General features: G+C 41.0%; 15 protein-coding genes. 10 read left to right on the top strand and 5 right to left on the bottom strand.

What is annotated here, in order from left to right; translation table 11 throughout:
* Window positions 1-2 precede the first annotated feature (2 nt).
* The 7 genes from tsf (at window position 3) to ftsA (ending at window position 8,277) form a co-directional block, all read left to right on the top strand.
* On the top strand, window positions 3-836 hold the full coding sequence (gene tsf / locus EWU23_RS12455) for a translation elongation factor Ts (protein ID WP_166232683.1): 834 nt from the start codon (window positions 3-5) through the stop codon (window positions 834-836).
* Window positions 837-1,095: 259 nt separating this feature from the next.
* Entirely contained in the window at window positions 1,096-2,430 is a 1,335-nt protein-coding gene (gene murD, locus EWU23_RS12460) for a UDP-N-acetylmuramoyl-L-alanine--D-glutamate ligase (protein WP_166232685.1), read from the top strand.
* Window positions 2,420-3,595 carry an FtsW/RodA/SpoVE family cell cycle protein gene (locus tag EWU23_RS12465; protein WP_166232687.1) on the top strand — a complete coding sequence of 392 codons (1,176 nt, stop codon included), beginning with the start codon at window positions 2,420-2,422 and terminating at the stop codon, window positions 3,593-3,595. Before murD ends, EWU23_RS12465 begins: the two co-directional genes overlap by 11 nt.
* A gap of 2 nt (window positions 3,596-3,597) precedes the next feature.
* Entirely contained in the window at window positions 3,598-4,707 is a 1,110-nt protein-coding gene (gene murG, locus EWU23_RS12470; RefSeq protein ID WP_166232710.1) for an undecaprenyldiphospho-muramoylpentapeptide beta-N-acetylglucosaminyltransferase, read from the top strand.
* Window positions 4,697-6,073 (top strand): UDP-N-acetylmuramate--L-alanine ligase, encoded by a 1,377-nt coding sequence (murC, locus tag EWU23_RS12475; protein WP_166232689.1) that lies wholly within the window; start codon window positions 4,697-4,699, stop codon window positions 6,071-6,073. The genes murG and murC overlap by 11 nt, the downstream gene beginning before the upstream one ends.
* Window positions 6,074-6,093: 20 nt before the next feature.
* Window positions 6,094-6,885: a cell division protein FtsQ/DivIB gene (locus EWU23_RS12480; RefSeq protein WP_166232691.1), complete on the top strand. Its 792-nt coding sequence runs from the start codon at window positions 6,094-6,096 to the stop codon at window positions 6,883-6,885.
* Window positions 6,886-6,951: 66 nt separating this feature from the next.
* Window positions 6,952-8,277 (top strand): cell division protein FtsA, encoded by a 1,326-nt coding sequence (gene ftsA / locus EWU23_RS12485; protein WP_166232693.1) that lies wholly within the window; start codon window positions 6,952-6,954, stop codon window positions 8,275-8,277.
* A 133-nt stretch (window positions 8,278-8,410) separates the two neighbouring features.
* Here ftsA and lpcA read toward each other — a convergent pair whose 3' ends face one another.
* The 5 genes from lpcA to prmC form a co-directional block, all read right to left on the bottom strand.
* Window positions 8,411-8,995, bottom strand: coding sequence for a D-sedoheptulose 7-phosphate isomerase (lpcA, locus tag EWU23_RS12490; protein WP_166232695.1), 585 nt, complete (start codon window positions 8,993-8,995; stop codon window positions 8,411-8,413).
* A gap of 14 nt (window positions 8,996-9,009) precedes the next feature.
* The gene (locus EWU23_RS14185) at window positions 9,010-9,810 is read right to left on the bottom strand and encodes a TPM domain-containing protein (protein ID WP_262886096.1); all 801 of its coding nucleotides are present in this window, start codon (window positions 9,808-9,810) and stop codon (window positions 9,010-9,012) included.
* Window positions 9,776-10,201, bottom strand: a complete 426-nt coding sequence (locus EWU23_RS12500) for a TPM domain-containing protein (protein ID WP_166232697.1) — start codon at window positions 10,199-10,201, stop codon at window positions 9,776-9,778. Before EWU23_RS12500 ends, EWU23_RS14185 begins: the two co-directional genes overlap by 35 nt.
* A 2-nt stretch (window positions 10,202-10,203) precedes the next feature.
* Window positions 10,204-10,797, bottom strand: coding sequence for a LemA family protein (locus tag EWU23_RS12505; RefSeq protein WP_166232699.1), 594 nt, complete (start codon window positions 10,795-10,797; stop codon window positions 10,204-10,206).
* A 130-nt stretch (window positions 10,798-10,927) separates the two neighbouring features.
* Window positions 10,928-11,782 (bottom strand): peptide chain release factor N(5)-glutamine methyltransferase, encoded by an 855-nt coding sequence (gene prmC / locus EWU23_RS12510; protein ID WP_166232701.1) that lies wholly within the window; start codon window positions 11,780-11,782, stop codon window positions 10,928-10,930.
* A 166-nt stretch (window positions 11,783-11,948) separates the two neighbouring features.
* On the opposite strand from prmC, the gene EWU23_RS12515 reads away from it, so the two are divergent.
* From EWU23_RS12515 to EWU23_RS12525, 3 genes are read left to right on the top strand one after another with little or no spacing between them, the layout of a single operon-like run.
* Window positions 11,949-12,518 carry a gluconate 2-dehydrogenase subunit 3 family protein gene (locus EWU23_RS12515; protein WP_166232714.1) on the top strand — a complete coding sequence of 190 codons (570 nt, stop codon included), beginning with the start codon at window positions 11,949-11,951 and terminating at the stop codon, window positions 12,516-12,518.
* 25 nt (window positions 12,519-12,543) lie between these two features.
* Window positions 12,544-14,256, top strand: coding sequence for a GMC oxidoreductase (locus EWU23_RS12520; RefSeq protein WP_166232703.1), 1,713 nt, complete (start codon window positions 12,544-12,546; stop codon window positions 14,254-14,256).
* Between the two features lie 57 nt (window positions 14,257-14,313).
* Window positions 14,314-15,330 (top strand): SMP-30/gluconolactonase/LRE family protein, encoded by a 1,017-nt coding sequence (locus tag EWU23_RS12525; protein ID WP_166232705.1) that lies wholly within the window; start codon window positions 14,314-14,316, stop codon window positions 15,328-15,330.
* Window positions 15,331-15,484: the final 154 nt, after the last annotated feature.

The raw sequence follows: 15,484 nt of genomic DNA on the forward strand, positions 1-15,484 counted from the left end.
AAATGTCAATTACAGCCGCAGACGTTAATAAATTACGCCAAATGACTGGCGCCGGAATGATGGATTGCAAAAAAGCCTTGACAGAAGCCGATGGCGATTTTGAAGCAGCCATTGATTTTCTTCGCAAAGCTGGTCAAAAGGTAGCCGCAAAACGTGCTGAAAATGCAACCAACGAGGGAGTAGTACTCGTAGCTCTTTCAGCCGATCATTCCAATGGTAAATTAATCGCATTAGCTTGTGAAACTGAACCTGTTTCTAAAGTACCCGATTTCAATAACTTAGCTCAAAGCATTTTAGAAGCTGCTGTGAAATCACATGCTCCTAGTGCTTCTGCTCTTTTAGCTGAACCCCTTTCTGATGGTCGTTCAGTAGAAGGTCACATCATTGAACTAACAGGTAAAATTGGTGAAAAAATCACCCTAGCTGCCTATGAAAACATTGATGCAGAGAAAATTGTTTCTTACATCCACTCCAACAACAAAATCGGTGTTTTAGTAGCATTTGAAGGTGTTGAAGGAACAGACGTAACAGAAGTAGGTAAAGATATCGCGATGCAAATCACTGCGATGAAGCCTGTAGCTTTAGATAAAGATGGTGTTGATGCAGAAACTATTCAACGCGAAATCGAAATCGGAAAAGATCAAGCTCGTCAAGAAGGTAAGCCTGAAGCGATGTTGGAGAAAATTGCCGTAGGTAAATTGGAGAAATTCTACAGAGAATCTACTTTATTGAACCAACAATTCGTGAAAGATTCTTCGATCAACATTCGTCAGTTGTTAGAGCAAACTCAAAAAGGTTTGACTATCTCAACTTTCAAACGTGTGGCTTTGGCTTAATTCCAATCCAGTCGAAATATCAAAAGACCAGCTGCATTAGCTGGTCTTTTTTTGTCCTCTACTACCATAAAAAATGATTGATTAACACATCATTCTACTCAACGTTTATCCAGCTGAATCTTCAAAATTCGTTGAATTGCCTGATTTAAAAAAATGACAATTTTTATCCCAGAAGTCAGCTCTAGCATTTTCATTAGTCCGAGACATTTTCTAACTTGTATTAGTTTATATCTTTAATTTTCCTTTCTTTTTTAAGCGAATGTCAAAAATCGTAGTCCTAGGCGGAGGTGAAAGTGGCGTGGGGGCTGCCCTGTTGGCCAAACATGAAGGCTTCGACGTATTTTTATCTGACCAGGGGCAATTAAAACCCGAATACCAACAACGTTTATTGGATGCCCAGATTCCTTTTGAACAAGGAACTCATTCCATGGACAACATACTTGATGCTCAGGAGATTATCATCAGTCCAGGTATACCCGAAAAAAGCCCAATTGTCAAAGAAATCAAGCAAAAGAACATTTCCTTAGTTTCAGAAATTGAATTTGCCTCCCGATATACCCAAGCCAAAATCATCGCCATCACAGGAAGTAATGGGAAGACAACGACCACGCTTTTAACCTATCATTTATTGAAAGAAGCGGGATTTAAAGTGGGTCTAGCGGGAAATATTGGACATAGCTTTGCCAAACAAGTCATGGAAAACCAGCATGATTATTATGTTTTGGAGATTTCCAGTTTTCAATTAGATCGTTGCTTTCATTTTGCCCCTGATGTAGCCGTATTATTAAATATTACTCCGGATCATTTAGACCGCTACGAATACCAATTTGAGAATTATATTCAATCAAAATTCCGGATTTTTCAGAATGCCAAACCGCATACTACTTGCATTTTTTGGTCTGATGATCCTGTATGGCAATCACATGCTAACTCGATGCCCCATCAAGCTCAGGTAAAAACCATCAGCTTTGACGATGAGCAAGCAGACATGCTAATTCATAATAATGAAATCAAAGGTTCTTCCCATTTTCATGTAAGTCTGAATGAAGTGCCTCTCAAAGGCCCTCATAATGCGATTAACATGTCGGCCGCTATTCTTGCTGCTGAAGCGGTAGGAATCAGCTCAGAGTCCATACATTTGGCACTACAGACTTTTGAGAATGCCCCTCACCGACTGGAACCTTGTGGTACTTGGAAGGGCATACAGTTCATCAATGACTCGAAAGCAACTAACGTAGATGCCGTATTCTATGCCTTGAATAGTTTTAAGCAGCCAATCATTTTATTGATAGGTGGAGTTGACAAGGGTAATGAATATGCGGTATTAGATGATTTGGTGAAAGAAAAAGTCAAAGGCATCATTTGCCTAGGAACAGACAATCACAAATTAGTTTCTCATTTTGGGCCCATCTGTTCCTCCTTATTTTCAACCGATAATTTACAAGCTGCTGTCCAAAAAAGCTTGGATTGGGGACAATCTGGTGATATTGTACTACTTTCTCCTGCTTGCGCTAGTTTTGATTTATTCAAAAACTACGAAGATCGGGGAAATCAATTTAAAGCTATGGTAAAAACGCTCACCGATGGAAAATAGAATCACGGAATTCATCAAGTCCAAACTAGCTGGCGATTACCAAATTTGGTTCATCGTATTTGTCCTAAATGCCTTTGGATTACTGATCCAGTTTTCTGCTAAAGGGCGTATGGTCATGATGAATCCCATGGACCCTATTTTTAGTTTCATCAAGTCCATGGTGATCTTGATTTTCTCCTTCATCTTGATGTCTTGGTTTTCCCGACAGAACTATCTGAAATTTGCCCAATACAGCCATGTAGCTCTACTTTTCTCTTGGATATTGATTCTCATTGCCTTTGTTTTTGGTGAAAGTAAAGGCGGGGCTAGTCGCTGGTTAGAAATCGGCCCCATCTCCTTCATGCCTTCTGACATGGCCAAATTGTGCCTGATTGGTAGTCTTTCCAAAGATTTCTCCACTCGCCAATCAAACCCGGAGGCCTATAACTGGCAGTTTTTCCTTTGGTTATTAATTAAAATTGGAATCACTTGCTTTCTCATTATGCTTTCAAACTTCTCAACGAGCATTTTGATCTTCTTAACCAGTATCATCCTAATGATTTTTGGTCGAGTACCTTGGAAGCAAATTGGCTATATCATAGCCTCGGTAGCCATTTTGGCTAGCATGGTGGTTACCCTAGAAATTGGTCAACGAGCAAAAACCGTTAAGGCCAGGATTGCCAACTTCAGTAATCGTGTCGGAAAAAAAGACGGTAAATCCGTCGATAAAAAAGACGAAGATTATCAACTTTACCGCAGTTATTATGCCATTGCCACCGGCGCATTAAGTCCCAAAGGCCCTGGCCGTAGCCAGCAACGGTACTTCCTTTCCCAAGCAGAATCTGATTTTGTCTATGCGATCATAGTAGAAGAATATGGTATTGTAGTGGCCATTTTTATCCCGCTCTTTTTCCTTTGGCTCATGTACCGAGGTGCCAATGCCGTCCGGCATAGCGGTAAACCCTTTGGGGGATTATTATCGGCCGGCCTCACTTTTTCCATCGTATTTCAAGCCTTTATCAATATGCTGGTAGCCGTAGGTGCTGGCCCAGTAACTGGTCAACCCATGCCTATGGTTTCAGCGGGTGGTACTTCCTTGATATTTACAGCCATTAGTATTGGACTTATCTTATCCGTAAGTCGGGATAAAGAACAAGAAACCAAAGATTTAAAAACAATTATTTAGTGATACCAAAAAGAATCATCATTTCAGGAGGAGGTACTGGTGGACATATCTATCCCGCCATTGCTATTGCTTCTGCCATACAAGAAATAGCACCTAATTGTGAATTTCTATTCGTGGGGGCAGAAGGCAAAATGGAAATGGAAAAAGTACCTAAAGCAGGTTTTAAGATCGTGGGCTTACCCATTGTAGGGATCAACCGCCAGCACATGATGAAAAACTTGTTGTTTCCCTTCAAATTAATCAAAAGTCTAGCCAAAGCTTTTTCTATTTTGAATGAATTCAAACCGGATATGGCGGTAGGTGTGGGTGGTTATGCCTCTGGGCCTATGCTATTAGCCGCTTGGATAAAAGGTATTCCTTATGTGATTCAAGAACAAAATTCATTTGCGGGTATTACTAATAAGTTTTTAGCTTCCAAAGCCAAGTGCATTTTTGTGGCCTATCCCCACATGGAAAAATTCTTCCCAAAGGAAAAAATCCAGTATTTAGGTAATCCCGTACGAAAAGACCTCATCGATCAAACAGGTAAAAAAGAGAAAGCCATAGCTCATTTTGGTTTACAGCCTGACTTGCCTTGCATATTAATCATTGGTGGCAGCCAAGGGGCTAGAACCATTAATTTAGCCATACAGATAGGTCTAGACCAATTGGCCAATTCCAACGTACAAATCATTTGGCAGACAGGTATTCCATTTGAGAAAGAAGCCCAAGCTTCCGTAGAAAAGCAAGCGGGTTTACATGCCTTTGTTTCTGCCTTCATTTACGAAATGGATTTGGCCTATGCAGCGGCTGATTTAGTGATTTCCAGAGCTGGAGCCTTGTCTGTTTCCGAAATCTGTTTAGTGGGGAAAGCCAGTATTTTAGTTCCCCTACCTAGTGCTGCTGAAGACCATCAAACCCAAAATGCCCAAAGTTTAGTGACCAAAGGGGCCGCTATTTTAGTGAAAGATGTAGAGGCTAAACATAGGCTCATGACTGAGGCTCTTTCCTGCCTACAAAATAAAGAGCTCATCACACAAATAGAAAAACAAAGTAAATCCATGGCCAAACCTTCGGCCGCTCACGATATAGCCACCAACATTTTAGCCTTGTTGACCCTGCATGAAAAGTAATATTCAACTGAAAGATTTAAAATATGTCTATTTCCTAGGAATAGGAGGAATTGGTATGTCAGCCATAGCCCGTTGGTTTTTACACAATGGTTTTCCAGTGGCGGGTTATGATAAAACCGAAAGCCCGTTGACAAAAACATTAAGTCAGGAAGGCATGCAAATCCACTATGAAGATGATATTGCTTGCATCCCAAGCGACATTTTATCCGATACAGCCCATAGCTTATTCATCTTTACTCCAGCCATTCCTTCGGATCATTTGGAGAAAAACTATTTATTGGGTTTGGGGATTCCTTTGTACAAAAGATCGGAAATTTTAGGTTGGATCACGGAACAAATCCCCACTTTAGCTGTGGCAGGAACGCATGGAAAAACCACGACCTCTTCCCTATTAACGCATTTACTCCTACATGCCAACAAAAATGTAACCGCTTTTTTGGGAGGTATTACCCAAAATTATGGTACCAACTTTATTCCCAACAAGGATAAAGACAACATCATTTGTGTGGTGGAAGCAGATGAATATGACCGTTCCTTTTTAACCTTACATCCCTATGCGGCGGTAGTTACTTCTACCGATGCCGACCATTTGGATATCTACGGAGCTTCCGAACAAGTGATTGAATCCTTTCAATTATTTGTCAGTCAAATTCAAGACAAAGGTTTTTTCATTCAAAAAGTAGGTTTAGGCTTAGCCTCCAATCAGAGAAATGCCACTTTTGGTATTGAATCTGGGGATTTCCAAGCGGTTAATATCCGTATTCAAAACCATCGAATGGTGTTTGATATGCTTTATCCAGGTGGAGAAATTAAGGATATTCCTATGCGAATTCCGGGTTTTCACAACATAGAAAATGCCCTAGCTGCCGCGGCCTTAGCCATGCAAGTTGGTTTAACGGGTGAAGAGATAAAAGAAGGAATTGCTAGCTTCAAAGGCGTTAAAAGAAGATTTGAGTACCATGTAGAAACGGCTGAACATGTCATGATTGATGATTACGCCCATCATCCTACTGAAATAGCAGCTTGCCTGAATTCCGTTAGAGCCTTATATCCCAATGAAAAAATTGTGGCGGTCTTCCAACCACATTTATTTTCTAGAACCCGAGATTTTTTAGCTGATTTTGCGCAAAGTCTATCCTTGGCAGATGAATTATATTTGCTAGATATTTATCCAGCCCGAGAACTACCTATCCCAGGTGTCAGTTCAGAAAAGCTATTGGAATTAATTAGCCTAGAAAAGAAACAATGCATCAGCAAAGAAGGTTTGAAACTAGCTATTCAGGACCAAAAGCCAAGATTACTGGTGACGATGGGAGCAGGAGATATTGACTTACTATTGGCCGACTTAAAAGGCTCATTACAATAAATTAAAACATAACACATTACATGGCTCTATTAAACACAAGTAAGTGGGCACTAATCAAACGATTAATCAGCTTAATCATCTTGTTGGGCATGGGTATTGCTGCGGTCATTTATTCGGACTTATCTTATAATGATATCAAATGCACCGGTATAGTAGTCAAATTAGATTCTGAAAATGAAAGACCACTTCTTGGGAAAAAAGACATTAACAATGTGATCACTGAACAAGGAACCCGGTATTATGTAGGTAAATACTTGCAAAACATATCTTTGCACCAAATGGAAGAGCGCGTCAAGCGCATCCCTCTCGTAAAATCCTGTGAAGCACATTATGATTTCTCGGGTAAAATCATCATTTCTGTCAAAGAATATAGCCCCATTGCTCGAATTCTTAGAAATACCGTAGGAGATTCTAATCTAAGTGACCAATACGTCACCCAAGATGGAAAATTCATCGGTACGAGCCCTCTGTTTACACCTAGGATATTGGTGGTTTCAGGAGCATTTTTTAAAAAGAATCGAAAAAACCTGAGTGATATCAAGGGAAAACATTTGATTCAACTATTTGAATTCATCAATAACAATGAATTTTGGAGAGCCCAAATTTCACAATTGGAAGTGGCTGAAGATGGTGGAGTGGTGATGATTCCAACTTTAGGTATTACGCGGGTCGACTTTGGATTACCGATTAACATTGATACCAAATTTAAAAAGCTGGCCCTATTTTATAAGAAAATTATCCCCAATAAAGGTTGGAATACCTATCGCTGGGTACGCTTAAAATATAAGAATCAGGTTATTTGCGATTATTAGTCAAAATAGCTATTTTTAAACCTTTATGGCCTCCTTGTAGGCTAGAGTAATCTTCAATAACAAATTATGCGGAACGATTTAATCATCGGATTGGACATTGGTAGCTCCTTCGTTAGAGCGGTAGCTGGCAGACAAAATGCTTCAGGAAAACTAGAGATCATTGCCTCAGGCAAAGCCAATACTGTTGGACACATTTTACGTGGTGAAATTGTTAACATCAATAAGACCTCAGCGGCTATTGCAGAAGCTTTAAAAAAGATTTCTGGAGCCCTAGAAGGGAAAAATACCGATTATTATTTTTCGTCTAATTTATCAGGCAGTCACATCAATGTGCAGCCTTATACTAGCATTAAAGTCCGTAAAAACCCTCGGGAGGCTGTTTCTCTTCAAGAAATACATGCACTCATCGAAGAAGCTAAAAAGCCCGTTTTAGAAAAGAATCCATGCTTGTTGCATACACTTCCTATTGGTTTTAAAGTAGATAATTTACCCACTACCACTGACCCTGTGGGGCAAATTGGGCAAAAAATCCAAGCTGATTTCATGGTAGTCACGGCTAATCCAGATAAATATAGTTTGCTGGTACAATGCTTGGTGGCTGCTGAGTCGGATCATATCAAAAAGGGTAATGTCTATTTCAGCCCGATTGCTGCCTCTACGGCCGTATTAAGCCCTGAAGAAAAAGAAGAAGGAGTTGTTTTGGTCGATATTGGAAGTGGTACTACTGAAATCAGTGTGTATCAAAACAAAGTCCTAGTTCAAGCTAGTGTATTGAATTGGGGAGGCGATCGCTTGACAGAAGACATTAGAATCGGTTTGAATGTTTCATTAGAGAATGCCGAAGCCTTAAAAACGACCTTTGGTTCAGCCATCAGTAAATTGATTGATATCAATGAAGTGGTCATGATTCCAGGCATTGCTGGTCGTAAACCTACACCTGTATCCGTGAAAAATTTGGCCATCATTTTAGAGGAGCGCCTGAAAGAGTTAGCCGCTAAAATCCTGGCTGAAATCAGTAAGATTGGCGACCCACAATCATTCAAGAGTGGTATTGTTCTCTGTGGGGGGGGTGCCCAATTACCGGATATTGCTGAACTTTTCCAAAAAATAACTGACCTAGAATGTCGTGTCGGTGTTCCTATGGTCGTTCAAAATTCCCAAGCTTCTGAAGAAATCCATGATCCTTCTTTTGCTACGGCTATCGGCTTAGTTCAGGTGTATTATGAACAATTGGACCAAGCCATTCCAACAGAAGAACACGAACCTACGACCATCGGAGATTCGAGTGGAGACTCTGGAAAAGGCGGAAAAGATAAACCTGGTATTAAAAATATTTTCTCTCGCGTGGTGGATGTCCTTATGGGAAGCAATGAAGCAGATGGAGAATACTAGAAATAGCTCAATAACGCAAAAAGCCTCTGATGTCTCAGGGGCTTTTTTATAGAACCTGTCCCGTCCTGAATAAGTTGACAAAAAAAGCCTTAGATCATCAAATCTAAGGCTTCTGTTATACATAGCTTGATTACTATTGTCGACCGAAAAGATGATACTCCACCAATTGAATCATAATATGAATCACCTTAATGTGAATTTCTTGAATACGATCCGCAAAACCTTCATGTTCTACCCGTATTTCCGCATCTCCTAAATTAGCCAATTTACCCCCATCTTTCCCTGTTAGTAAGATGACCTTCATTCCTTTTTGTTTAGCTGCCGAAACGGCTTCTATGATACTAGCTGAATTACCACTGGTAGAAATCCCTACTAAAACATCTCCCTCCTGTCCTAAACCTTCAATGAAACGGGAAAAAACATAGTTATAACCAAAATCATTGCTGACACAAGTGATATGAGATGGATCTGAAATCGCCATTGCCGCCAAAGCTTGACGGTTTTCACGGTAACGGCCTGATAGCTCTTCAGCAAAATGCATAGCGTCACAATGACTCCCCCCGTTTCCACAAGAAATAATTTTATGACCATTTTTTAGCGCATCCACCAATAATTGAGCCGCTGCTTCAATGGCCTGTATTTGTTTGGGATTATTCACAAATCGGTCTAATACCGACTGCGACTCTGCCAATGAATTTTGAATTAATTGTTGTACCATGTTATTAACATCTATTAAAAATCTCCTCCTGCTCCTCCTCCACCAAAATCACCCCCACCAAATCCACCGAAGTCAAAACCGCCTCCGCCACTATTTCCACCAAAACCACGCCCTGAATTTCCTCCACCTAGAAAGATGGGTGGAAAAAACATGCCACCGCCCCCAGTTGAACCTGGACCAGAACCACCTCCTCTATTTTTGATTGCTCGAATGATCGCTATGATGATAAACAGCACTAAAATAATGAATACCAAAGGTATTCCATCTTGCTTTTCACCTTCACCATCGGATTGAAAAGTACCGCTGGCGCGCTGCATCATTTCTGTGGTAGCCGCATCAATACCCCCGAAATAATCCCCTTGCTTTAACGCAGGCTTTAAAATACGATTGATGATACGTTTACAAATGGCATCAGGCAAAACAGATTCAAGCCCTCTACCCGTAACAATCCTGATTTTTCGTGTTTCAGAGGTAATGAGTAAAACTAAACCATTGTTTTTATCCTTTTGGCCTACACCCCATGATTTTCCTATTTCCATAGCATAATCATAAGGATCGGTATTACCAGTGGTCGGCACTATGACTATTTCCAATTGAGTGGATGTACTATCTGCATAGCCCCTCAATTTCTGTTCTAAGTTTTGTTTCTCCTCTGGGCTTAATTTATTGGACAAATCTAGTACATAGCCATTCGGCTTTTCTGGTATGCCAGATTGAGCCAAAAGCACAGGCATAGACAGGCTCATGAAAGCCATGCCCAACATAAATAAGCGTATAATTTTAAGCCCCAAAGGACAACTCATCCGTGAGCTCATTGATATCGTCTTTTTGGTAAGGAAAATACCTGTTTAGTACTTCGCCAATGCGGCGAACACCCCAAGCTAATCCTGCTCCTATTTCATTCTTTGCCAAATATGGCCTCATTTCATCCCGTATCGTCTCCCAAAACTCGGGGTCTACACGGGCATCAATCCCCTTATCCCCAATAATGGCATATTTACGATCTTTGATGGCTAGATAAACCAAAACTCCATTTTGCAAATCGGTCTGATTCATGCCTAATTGAAAAAAGAGCACCTTCGACCTTTCGATCGGGTGCCCTTCACAATGACTTTCTATATGCACACGAATTTCACCAGAAGTTCCTAATTCAGCTTCCTTGATTGCTTGAATAATTTCAGCTTGCTGTTCCTGGCTAATGTGCATCCTTATTTCTTCTCGTCAAAATTAACTTCTGGAACTTTATCTGAGCCAGCTTCTGCTTGAAAAAACCCTTTTTCTGTAAATCCAGAGAATGAAGCAATTAGGTTATTCGGAAAAGTAACCACCTTACTATTGTACGATTTAACCGATTCATTGAAACGATCTCTTTCTTCTTTAATTCGGTTTTCTGTTCCTTCTAATTGAGCTTGCAGTTCAGAGAAATTCTCTGTGGCTTTCAACTGAGGATAATTTTCTGCAACTACCATCAAACGAGATAATGCTCCACTTAATGAAGATTGAGCCGCTTGATATTTCTGCATATTTTCAGGACTCAAATCCTTGGCATCCAATTTCATTTGGGTAGCACTAGCACGTGCTTGAATCACGTCTGTCAACGTTGATTTCTCAAAATTGGCCACTCCTTGTACGGTTTTAACTAAGTTAGGAATCAAATCAGCACGACGCTGATATGCCGATTGTACATTGGCCCATGACCCTTTTACTTCCTGGTCACTAGTAGCTAATCCATTACGTACGCCGACTCCCCAAAAAATCACAAGAGCAATGACGCCCAAAGCAATCCAAAGTTTTCTGTTCATTGTTGATATTGTTTTAAAATTTTTGCTCTGCAAAGGTATACAAATTAACATCTGTCCTTCGCAAATTTCCATTAAAATGCTTTTTAAAGGATAAATGTTCCATTTACCTGACAAATGTATGATTCCTTATTTAAATATCTTTCTGCGCTATGACAAAACGGTCTTTTCCATGAAAATCTTGCTTCAATTCCACGTTTTTCCAGCGCTCATTTTCAAATAGGGCCTTCGTTTCCTTGCCTAAAGCTTGATTTATTTCGACCAGCATCCAACCAGCACGTTTGAGGTGCCGGGAAGCCATACTTTCCAATACTTGATAAAAAATCAAAGGGTTAGCATCTGGAACAAACAAAGCTAAACCTGGTTCAAATTCCGTCACATGCCTTTCCATCTGCGCTGCTTCCTGAAACATCACGTAGGGAGGATTGGATACGATGATGTCCCATGTTTCGGAATCGCTGCGAGTAGACCATTGAAACACATCTTGTAATTCGATGGCAAGGTCTGCCCCAAGAGATTTCGCATTCTGCATGGCCTGCTTTTGGGCATCGGGGGAAATTTCCCAAGCCGTGACTTGAGCATGGGCTGCTTCTAAGGCTAGTGAAATGGCAATACACCCTGAGCCAGTACCCACATCCAATATGCGACAAGGGGAATGTGTCGAGGATATTTTTCCCAAAACAAGATCCACCAATTCTTCTGTTTCAGGCCTCGGAATCAAGGTATGCGAATTTAATCCAAAAATACGATCTCGAAACCACCCTTTTCCTAGCACGTATTGCCAAGGTTCCTGTTCTGCCAATCTAGTTAGGATATGTTCCCAGTCCTTCGGCTCTTCCACTTCTTTACCCAAATGGCAATCCATGCGCGTGGCACCCGTGCTCATTTCCACCAATAAATAGGCGATAGCTTCTACTTCTTGGGCTGAATATAACGATTGGATGGCCAACTTCACTTGACGCACTAAATCAGCAGCTAAAATGGGCATATACATGAATTATAGCCACAAATTACGTAATATTTTTTTTAGAAATGACCTCCAAGACCCACTAGTATTTTTGCTATAATTGTATATATTTGAAATCCGTATGGAAAAAATTGAACTATTTCAATGCATTAACCTTGAATCCTTATAAATTAATTTGAATATGAACATTAACCGTAGAGAAGCTGTACAGCGTGTGGTCATGTTAATGGGTGGTGTTGTTTCTGCCCCTGCCATGGCTGGACTGCGAGGAGAAAAGTTAAACCATGGTGCATTTGTCAGCGTGACAGCTGACCAAGAGTCTTTATTAGCTGAAGTGGCCGATGTCATTATCCCCACCAGTGGTACTCCTGGAGCCAAAGCCGCTGGGGTAGAAAAATTCATTGTTCGCGTGGTACGTGATTGCTATCCCAAAGAAGACCAAGAGCGTTTTTATGCAGGCTTAGCTAAATTAGAAGCCAATTGTCAGGCCAAGACTGGCAAATCATTTGCACAAGCCAGTGCCGTTGAAAAGAAAGAAGCCTTAACGAGCATCATGTTGGAATCTGATGCAGAAAGAACCGCCAACCGTGGCAAAAAAGCTTCTGCACCTTTCTTTTTCATGATGAAAGAATTAACCACTACTGGTTATTTCACTTCTGAAATTGGTGCTACCAAGGCTCTGGAATACCTTCCAATCCCAGGAAAATTCGATGGCTGTATGCCATTAGCACCAGGACAAAAAACGTGGGCTCTTTAATTTTCATGTCAAGACTAGAATAACAATGAACTTAAATATAGATTCAATAAAAAATCAAACGTACGATGCCATCATCGTAGGCTCAGGAGTATCTGGTGGATATGCTGCCAAAGAATTAACGGAGAAAGGCTTACGCGTCTTGGTCCTAGACCGCGGTCGTCAAATGGAACACGTAACTGGGTATACCCCTAGCTACAAAGATCCTTGGGACTTTAAATACAATGGTTTATTAACCAACGAACAAAAAGCCACTCATCCGAAATTAGCGCGTGATTATCCTTACAACGAGATGACGGAAACCTATTGGTTTAATGATTCTGATTCGATGTACAAAGAAGAAAAACGCTTCGACTGGTTCCGTCCCAATATCGTGGGAGGAAAGTCCATCATGTGGGGACGTCAGACGTATCGTTTAAGTGATATCGATTTTGAGGCTAATTTAAAAGATGGTATTGCCGTGGATTGGCCTATTCGCTACAAAGACATTGCTCCTTGGTATTCTTACGTAGAAAAACACGTAGGTATTTCGGGAGAAGCCTTGGGATTACCTCAATTGCCCGATTCGGAATTCTTAAAGCCGATGGACATGTATTGCGTAGAAAAGGAAGTGAGAAAACGTATTGAGAAAAACTTCCCAGGACGTAACATGACGATCGGTCGTGTAGCTAACTTATCCGAAGCTAAACAAGCCCAATTGGGTGTCGGACGGAGTGCTTGTCAATACCGTAACAAGTGCCGTTTAGGTTGCCCATATGGTGCCTACTTCAGCTCGCAGTCTTGTACTTTGCCTCCAGCGGCCAAAACAGGTTTAATGACGCTTCGTCCAGATTCTTTGGTATCGGAGATTCTTTACGATGATCAAAAACAAAAAGCCAAAGGGGTACGTGTGATTGATACCGTAACCAAAGATGTGCGTGAGTATTATGCCAAAATCATCTTTGTTTGTGGATCTACCGTAAGTACTACTGCCCTATTATTGAATTCTAAATCTCGCCGTTTCCCGAATGGTTTCGGTAATGATTCAGGTGAATTAGGACATAACTTGATGGACCACCACTTTAAAATTGGTGCTAGTGGAGTTTGGGAAGGTGATGAAGATAAATACTACATCGGTCGTAGAGCTAATGGTATCTACATTCCTCGTTACCGCAATATTGGCAACGATAAGCGTGATTATTTACGTGGATTCGGATACCAAGGCAGTGGTTCTCGTCAAGGCTGGAACCGTGGAGTAGGTGATTTGAACTTCGGAATCGACTACAAAGAATCCATGACGAAACCAGGTCCGTGGATGATGGGATTAAGTGGTTTTGGGGAAACCTTACCATACCACGAAAACAAAATGTATTTAGATGCGAATACCAAAGATAAGTGGGGTATACCGGTAGTGGTATTTGACGCAGAATTCAAGGAAAACGAGAAGAAAATGCGTAAAGATATCATGGAAGATGCTCGTGAAATGTTGGAAAGCGCAGGCTTGAAAAACGTGAGAGCCTTTGATAATGGTTCTTATCCAGGTATGGCCATCCACGAAATGGGAACGGCACGTATGGGTCGTGATCCTAAGACATCGGTATTGAATGGCAATAACCAAGTACATGCGGTGAAAAACGTCTTTATAACTGACGGAGCAGCCATGACATCCGCATCTTGCGTGAATCCTTCCTTGACCTATATGGCATTAACAGCCCGTGCGGCCGATTTTGCTGTGAAGGAAATGAAGAAACATAATCTATAAGTTGATTTTTTCAATGAAATGTGGGCCCAAGTAGCCCACATTTTTTTTCTCAAGACCATGAAAAAAAACATCTTTTACCTCTTTTGCTGTTTAACAGGCAGCCTATTTAGCATGAATGCACAGGAAAAAAGCTATCCGACCATAGGTAAGATCCATCGATTGGATCCTGCATTGGACAAATTACTGGATGTCAATTCGCCCATTGAAATCTTGGGAACAGGCTATACGTGGTCGGAAGGACCGGTATGGGTGAAAAAAGGGAATTATCTACTTTTCTCGGATGTCCCAGAAAATGTCATTCACAAATGGGCTCCAGGCAAAGAAGTGGAAGTGTTTTTAAAACCATCGGGCTATACGGGAACCGTTCCTTATTCAGAAGAACCTGGTGCCAATGGATTGATTATCAACAAAAAAGGGAATTTGGTTTCATGTGAACATGGCGACAGAAGGATTGCCGAAATGCCTTTGGACAATCTAGCCAAAAAGAAAACCTTGGCTCATTTATTTGAGGGGAAAAAGTTGAATAGTCCCAATGATTTGGTGCAACACAGTTCGGGAGATTATTACTTCACTGACCCTCCTTATGGATTGCCTGGCCGAGGCAAAGATGAACCTGCCAAAGAATTGCCATTTCAAGGCGTGTATCGATTAAACAAAAAGGGAGAGTTGAGCTTACAAGTCAAAGACATGACCCGTCCGAATGGATTGGCCTTTAGTCCAGACGAGAAAATCTTGTATGTGGGCCAGTCTGATCCAAAAGGATTAATCTGGAAGGCATTTCCGGTCGACAAAGACGGTAACTTGGGCGAAGGTAACATCTTTTTTGATGGCGCGGAATTAGCCAAAAGCGGCTGGCGCGGAGCACCTGATGGATTTAAGATTGACAAAGCAGGCAACCTATGGGCTACAGGACCAGGTGGCGTGTTGATTATCAGTCCAGCAGGTAAACTATTGGGCCGCATTGAAGCGGGCAGTGCCACAGCCAACGTTGCTTTTGGCGAAGATGGTTCTACCCTATTCATCACGGCAGATATGAATTTATTGAGAGTTAGAACGAAGACGAAGGGATGGTAGGAAGTTATAAATTATAGATTATAAATGTGTGAATGCCTGAATGACGTTGACCGTTTTATGTCATTTATACTTGATTAGTTTTCAAGTATTTTTTTGTTTAGCATATAGCTTGATTTAAATTTAATAGTTTTTTTTCAAAATCAATAGGTGACAT

The organism is Aquirufa beregesia (genome assembly GCF_011090385.1).
Taxonomy (GTDB): domain Bacteria; phylum Bacteroidota; class Bacteroidia; order Cytophagales; family Spirosomataceae; genus Aquirufa; species Aquirufa beregesia.